Annotated in this window: 5 protein-coding genes; 2 read left to right on the top strand and 3 right to left on the bottom strand. The window is 54.4% G+C overall.

The genetic code is table 11. From position 1 onward, the window contains the following. On the top strand, positions 1-1,325 hold a 1,325-nt coding region (locus AAC035_RS16885; RefSeq protein WP_339806208.1), incomplete at its 5' end, for an AMP-binding protein. Between the two features lie 128 nt (positions 1,326-1,453). Next, complete coding sequence (locus AAC035_RS16880) at positions 1,454-2,203, top strand: TetR/AcrR family transcriptional regulator (protein WP_339806206.1); 750 nt, start codon at positions 1,454-1,456, stop codon at positions 2,201-2,203. A 123-nt stretch (positions 2,204-2,326) separates the two neighbouring features. Here the strand turns inward: AAC035_RS16880 and gyrB are convergent, their stop codons facing one another. From gyrB to AAC035_RS16865, 3 genes are all read right to left on the bottom strand, one after another. Further along, complete coding sequence (gene gyrB / locus AAC035_RS16875) at positions 2,327-4,741, bottom strand: DNA topoisomerase (ATP-hydrolyzing) subunit B (protein WP_339806204.1); 2,415 nt, start codon at positions 4,739-4,741, stop codon at positions 2,327-2,329. A 23-nt stretch (positions 4,742-4,764) separates the two neighbouring features. Then, the gene (gene recF / locus AAC035_RS16870) at positions 4,765-5,874 is read right to left on the bottom strand and encodes a DNA replication/repair protein RecF (RefSeq protein ID WP_339806202.1); all 1,110 of its coding nucleotides are present in this window, start codon (positions 5,872-5,874) and stop codon (positions 4,765-4,767) included. Positions 5,875-5,966: 92 nt separating this feature from the next. Further along, positions 5,967-6,746, bottom strand: a 780-nt coding sequence (locus AAC035_RS16865; protein WP_339806200.1) for an AarF/ABC1/UbiB kinase family protein, incomplete at its 5' end; no start/stop codon positions are given.

The raw sequence follows: 6,746 nt of genomic DNA, 5'->3' as shown, positions 1-6,746 counted from the left end.
CGCTCAACATCCGGCTCGATGGGCCAACTCTGGGGTTCATTCTCAACCACGGTGAGGCCAGGGTGCTGGCCTACGACACCGAGTTTGAAGAGTTGGTGAAGTCCACGCTGGCCAATGTGGATCACCCTCCCATCCTGATTGCCATTGAGAGGGATGCCGGACCCTCCGATGGCCTCGCCAGCCAGTCCTGGGAAGCGCTCATTGCCAGTGGCCGTGAGGACGCTCCATGGCAGGGCCCGGAAGACGAATGGGATGCCATCAGTCTTAACTACACCTCCGGTACCACCGGCAACCCCAAAGGGGTGGTCTACCACCATCGTGGGGCCTATCTCGCGGCCATGAGTGATGCCATGGCCTTTAACATGAACGACCAGACCGTGTATCTCTGGACCCTGCCCATGTTTCATTGCAATGGCTGGGGGTACACCTGGGCCATTACGGCCATCGGCGGTACCCATGTCTGTTTGCGCAAGGTAGATCCGGATGTGATCTATCGCAAGATCGAAGAACACCGGGTGACCCATCTGTGCGGTGCACCTATTGTGCTCAATATGGTCTTGAGTGAGTTGGATCGACAGGGCAAACGCCTGAGTGAGCCGGCCCAGTTTGCCCTTGGCGGTGCTGCGCCCCCCAGTGCGGTTATTCGCAAGGCCGGTGAAATCGGTTTCGTTATCACTCACCTGTACGGGCTGACTGAGTCCTACGGGCCGGCCAGCCTGTGTGTGCCACAACCGGACTGGGCTGGACTGCCGCTGGAACAGAAAGCGGTTAAAATGTCCCGGCAGGGCGTCGCAACCCTCTCCGTGGATGCCATCTCGGTACGTGATCGTGATACCGGTGAACCGGTACCTGCGGACGGACAGACACTCGGCGAAATCTGCATTCGTGGCAACACGGTGATGAAGGGTTATCTGAAAAATCCCGAAGCTACCGAAAAAGCCTTCAGGAACGGCTGGTTCAGTTCTGGCGACCTGGCGGTTATGCACCCGGATAATTACATCGAAATCCGTGATCGTGCCAAGGACATCATTATTTCCGGAGGCGAGAATATTTCCAGCCTGGAGGTGGAGGAAGTCCTGTATTTGCATCCGGAAGTTTCGGAGGCCGCTGTGGTTGCCATGGCCGATGAGAAATGGGGCGAAGTGCCCTGTGCTTTTGTGAATCCGGTTAACGACGATGGCAGTCTGACGGAAGAGCGGCTGATCCAGTTCTGTCGAGAGAAACTGGCCCGGTTCAAGGTACCCAAAAGGGTGGTTATAGGCGAGTTACCGAAGACCGCAACGGGCAAGATTCGCAAGAACATTCTGCGGGATCAGCTGAACTGAAACGAGTCAGGCCAGGCCTGCGCCGGAGTGGTTTCGGGGCAGGCAAGACACGCCAGCCGGGACGCTAACCCGCTCTCGGAAGGAGCAGGGCAGCTGGCGTACAATCCGGAGATCAACAGGGAACTCTAATGATGATTCAGGATTTCGAGACCTTCAAGAACGACCTTCGGCTTTCCAAGGAAGAAATCTGCACAGAGCTTTTCCGGCAGAACACCGACATGATCCGTATCAAAAAGGAAACCACCGCTACCCGAAATCTCGCCCGGATCATTGATTCAACGCTGCAGCTTGCCAACTCCAAGGGATTTCACGCCATGACCCTGCGGGATCTGTGCGCGGACTCTGGCCTCAGTATGGGTGGCCTTTACGCCTACATCCGCAACAAGGATGATCTGATTCATCTTATTCAGAGTCATGGGTTTATCCTGACCCGCCGCACGCTGGTCCGTTATACCTCAGACATAGCGGATCCACTGGAAAAACTATGGCAGGCAATCAGGGCCCACGTTTTTCTCAGTGAACTGATGCGGCCCTGGTTCTATTTTTCCTATATGGAAGCCAAAAGCCTGCCGGAAAAAGAAAAGAAAGACGCCATCGCCATTGAGCGGGAGATTGAAACCATCTTCTGTTCCATCATTGAGGAAGCCATGGACGCCGGCTCTGCACGGGAACACGACAATCCCCGTTTGCTGGCCGCCCTGATCAAGGCAATGATGCAGGACTGGTACCTGAAACGTCGGAAATATTACAAGCAGAACGTCAGCGTTGAAGCCTTTGCTGATCAGATCCGGGCGCTGGTGTTTGCCTATCTTTGCGGGGAATTTCCGGAAAACGGTCGAGCGAGATCCGATCAGACATTAGCCCGTGAAATGAACTGATAACCCCGTTCATTAAAAAAGCCCCGCCGGTATGTCTATTCCGGCGGGGCTTTTTTATTGGTCGGGTTTTCCCTGTCCCGACTGCGCTCGTTCCCTGAGCTCAACCTGCAAGGCTATCAGGAGCTACACATCCAGATTGGTGACCCGTAGTGCGTTACTCTGAATAAAGGCACGCCGGGGCTCTACATCGTCACCCATCAGTGTGGTGAATATCTGATCGGCAGCGAAAGCATCTTCAATGGTTACTTTCATCATACGGCGGCTTTCCGGATCCATGGTGGTTTCCCACAGCTGTTCCGGGTTCATCTCCCCGAGACCCTTATAGCGCTGGATTGTCAGACCTCGTTGCGCTTCCTTCATCAGCCACTCCAACGTCCCTTCAAAGCTCAACACCGCCTGTTTGCGCTCACCGCGCTGGATGTAGGCGCCTTCTTCAATCAGGCCATCCAGAGTTTCACCAAGGCGGGCAATCGCCTTGTAGGATGATGAGTCGAAGAACTCATGATTAAATATGTGTTCATGGGGAATACCGTGAACATGCAGGACCACTTTTGGCAGGAACAGGCCACGTTCCGGATCCTTTTCAACCGAGAAGGTGAACTTGGTGCCGGTACGGGTATCCAGCTCCAGACCTTCACCCAGGCGCGCTGCCCATTTGGCAACGGTTACTTCATCGTTAAGATCATCCACCGACAAGGTCGTATTCTGCACCATCTGGCGCAGTACCAAAGCGGGATAAGCCCGGGACAGTCGATCGATCATCGCCATGACCGTCTGGTATTCCTTGACCATGGTTTCCAGCGCCGAATCCTTGATAGCCGGGGCGTCGGAATTCACAAACAGCTGGGCATTCTCCAGGGCCGTCTGGGTCAGATAAGCCTCTTTGGCTTTTTCGTCCTTCAGATACTGCTCCTGTTTGCCGCGCTTGACCTTGTACAAGGGTGGCATCGCAATGAACACATGTCCCCGGTCAATAATCTCGCGCATTTGCCGGAACAGGAAGGTCAGTAACAGGGTCCGTATGTGGGAGCCATCAACATCCGCATCCGTCATGATAATGATGGAATGGTACCTGAGCTTGTCGGCATTGAACTCTTCCCGGCCGATACCACAACCCAGGGCCGTGATCAGGGTACCCACTTCAGCGGACGACAGCATCTTGTCGAATCGGGCTTTTTCCACGTTCAGGATCTTGCCTTTCAGCGGCAGGATAGCCTGTGTACGGCGTTCCCGGCCCTGTTTGGCGGAACCGCCGGCCGAGTCACCCTCCACAATGAACAGTTCAGACAACGCCGGGTCTTTTTCCTGACAGTCCGCCAGTTTGCCAGGCAGGCCGGCAATATCCAGAGCCCCTTTACGTCGGGTCATGTCCCGGGCTTTTCGAGCTGCTTCCCGGGCACGGGCAGCATCAATCATCTTGTTGACGATGGTTTTCGCTTCGGCCGGTTGTTCCTGCAGGTATTCAGAAAAGGCCTGGTACAGCTCCTGCTCCACAGCCGTCTTCACTTCTGAGGACACCAGCTTGTCCTTGGTCTGGGAAGAGAACTTGGGATCCGGTACTTTGACACTGATAATCGCGGTCAGCCCTTCACGGGCGTCATCGCCGGAAGTGGCAACCTTGGATTTCTTGCCAAGTCCCTCATGCTCAATGTAGTTGTTCAGGGAGCGGGTCAGGGCGGCGCGGAAGCCGGCAAGGTGGGTACCACCGTCACGCTGGGGAATATTGTTGGTGAAGCAGTAGATGTTTTCCTGGAAGGCATCGTTCCACTGCATGGCCACTTCCACCGAGGTGCCGTCTTCACGATCCTTGTTGAAATGGAAGACCCGGTTGACCGGGGTTTTGCTGGTGTTCAGATGCTCTACAAAAGCACGTAGACCACCTTCGTATTCGAAGACCTCTTCCTTGCCGCTGCGCTCATCCTGCAACCGGATTCTCACACCACTATTCAGAAAGGCCAGTTCCCGCAGACGCTTGGCCAGAATGTCGTAATGGAATTTGATATTGGTGAAGGTCTGTTCAGATGGTATGAAATGAACATCTGTGCCGCTGCGATCGGTATCACCAACCATCTTGAGCGGATGATTCGGGACACCGTGGGTGTACATCTGCTCATGAACCTTGCCTTCCCGACGGATGGTCAGACGCAGGCTGTTCGACAAGGCGTTAACCACCGATACACCCACGCCGTGGAGACCGCCGGATACCTTGTAACTGTTGTCATCGAATTTACCACCGGCATGGAGCACGGTCATTATGACCTCAGCAGCTGAAACCCCTTCGCCTTCGTGCATATCAACCGGAATACCGCGGCCGTTATCTCTCACGGTGATAGATTCGTCCGGATGAATGACCACGCCGATTTCGGAACAGTGTCCGGCCAGCGCTTCGTCAATCGAGTTATCCACCAGTTCGAACACCATGTGATGCAGACCGGTGCCATCGTCGGTGTCACCAATGTACATACCGGGCCGTTTGCGTACGGCATCCAGACCCTTGAGAACCTTGATACTGGAGGAATTGTAACTCTGTTCGGTCATTCTGACGCTCCTGAAGCGCTGGTTTATTCTTCCGTTAACCGGCCATGTTCCACGTGGAACATTCGATAATCGGGCAAGGTGTTCTGCCACAATTCTTCCGGTTCCGGTCGCTCAATAGTGGTCAGAAAAACCTGACTCCCCAATGCCTGCAGTTGTGCTGCAAGCAGAGTGCGGTGCGCACTATCGAGCTCGGCGTTTATATCATCAAGAAGAAAGGTGATCTGTTTTCCTTCCTTCCGCAGCACCCGGGCCTGAGCTAACTTCATCAGTATGACCAGGGTTTTTTGCTGCCCTCTCGAAAACGTTTCAGCCACATTCCGGTTGTGATACTTCACCCGAATGTCGCTTCGGTTGGGGCCATACAGCGTGTACCCAACCTTTCTTTCCTGGGCCGAATGCAGCTCAAGGACTTCCTGCAAGCCCTTGCCGGAATCCCAACCCGGAAAGTAATCAAATGCCACTGGTCCGGACCACAGTGCCGGAATCTCTTCCAGAAGGGCCCTGACCTCCGCTGCAAAGCGGTCGAAAACTTTCTGCCGATGAAGATTAACCTTCTCAGCCAGAGTGACAAACTGGCGGTCCCAGACCTTCATTTGCGGACCATCCAGTCTACCACTTCTGAGCATTTGATTCCGCTGTGATATCACTCTTTGGCACTGCAGCCACAGGGAACCGAACGAAGGTTCCACGTGGAACACCAGCCAATCCAGAAACTGACGACGCTTGCCGGGACCGCCGGCAACAATATCAAAGACACCGGGATCTATCACCGAGACCGGAAACAACGCAGCGAGGGAAGACAAACTCACGACGGTTTCGCCATCAACACGAAGACGGGTCTCCTTCGCAGCCAGATCACGGGAAAACCCGAGACGATGCTCAGTCAGGCGATCGTCGCGCCCTCCCGACAAAAGCTTACCGAACACCACAAAACGAGAGGCGTCATGACTGCACACCGACTGGTGACGATTCTGACGAAAAGACCGGCCAAGGCCCAGATAGCCAATCGCCTCGAGCAGGCTGGTTTTGCCACTACCATTGGCACCGTAAATCAGGTTCACAGACGTGGAAAACTGATGACTTCCCGCCACCAGATTTCGAAAGGATTCTGTCTGTAAAGCAACCAGGGCCATAAGTCAGTGGTGACTCTTCTGGTGGAGAGCAGCCCGCAGACATTGGGGGCTGTATTCAGGAAGGGGCATTGAGGTCAATCTATGCAGCCGTATCAGTGAAGCATGGTAAGCCGGTCATCCATGAACATATCCATTTCCGGCGCGAGTATATGAACGTAACGGTCAAAATACAGAAACTGTTTCAGCAACAGTGCAAACTCCCGGGGGAAATGGAGTCCGTGATCTTCTCCGATCCGCACCACTTCCAACAGCAGATTATTGACCTCATCATCAGCGTCGGCTCCTTCCCGCCAATGGGGAGCTGAATCATCCGGGGTCATCTGGTCCATACTTTGGTAAAGCCGGCGCAGATCATTGGCCAGTGCCTCGGTATCCACGGCCTCACGGGTTACCCCGATACGGGACATGGCATCCGCCATCCCCTCAAAATTGCCCACCATGACTGCAGCAATAAAATCCGATACCGCCTGCCAGGTTTCCGGTCGAATGCGTCCGACAATACCAAAATCGATAAAACCCACCCTGCCGTCCTCCAACACCATCAGATTTCCGGCATGGACATCAGCATGAAAGAATTCACAGCGGGTAAGACTGGCGAACCAGGTATTCATGGCGGTGATCAACGTTCGCTCGGGATCGTTGGTCACTTTGCGGATGGTTTCCAGGTCGGTCAGCGGAACCCCATAAAAGCGCTCCATGGTCAGAACTCTTCGGGTACTGGCCTGATGATAGACCACCGGAACCACCACATCTTCGTTGTGGGTATCGAGCAGAAAATTCCGGAAGGTTTCCAGATTGCGGGCTTCCTGAATGAAATCGCATTCTTCCATCATGGTCTGCTGAATTTCTTCAACAATGGCCGATAGCGAAGT

The organism is uncultured Marinobacter sp., assembly GCF_963974375.1.
In the GTDB taxonomy this organism is placed as follows: domain Bacteria; phylum Pseudomonadota; class Gammaproteobacteria; order Pseudomonadales; family Oleiphilaceae; genus Marinobacter.
This window is presented reverse-complemented; position numbering and strand designations above follow the sequence as displayed.

Coding starts and splice junctions, on each gene's coding strand:
- AAC035_RS16880 (WP_339806206.1), top strand. CDS start 1,454: ATGATGATTCAGGATTTCGAGACCTTCAAGAACGACCTTCGGCTTTCC.
- gyrB (WP_339806204.1), bottom strand. CDS start 4,741: ATGACCGAACAGAGTTACAATTCCTCCAGTATCAAGGTTCTCAAGGGT.
- recF (WP_339806202.1), bottom strand. CDS start 5,874: ATGGCCCTGGTTGCTTTACAGACAGAATCCTTTCGAAATCTGGTGGCG.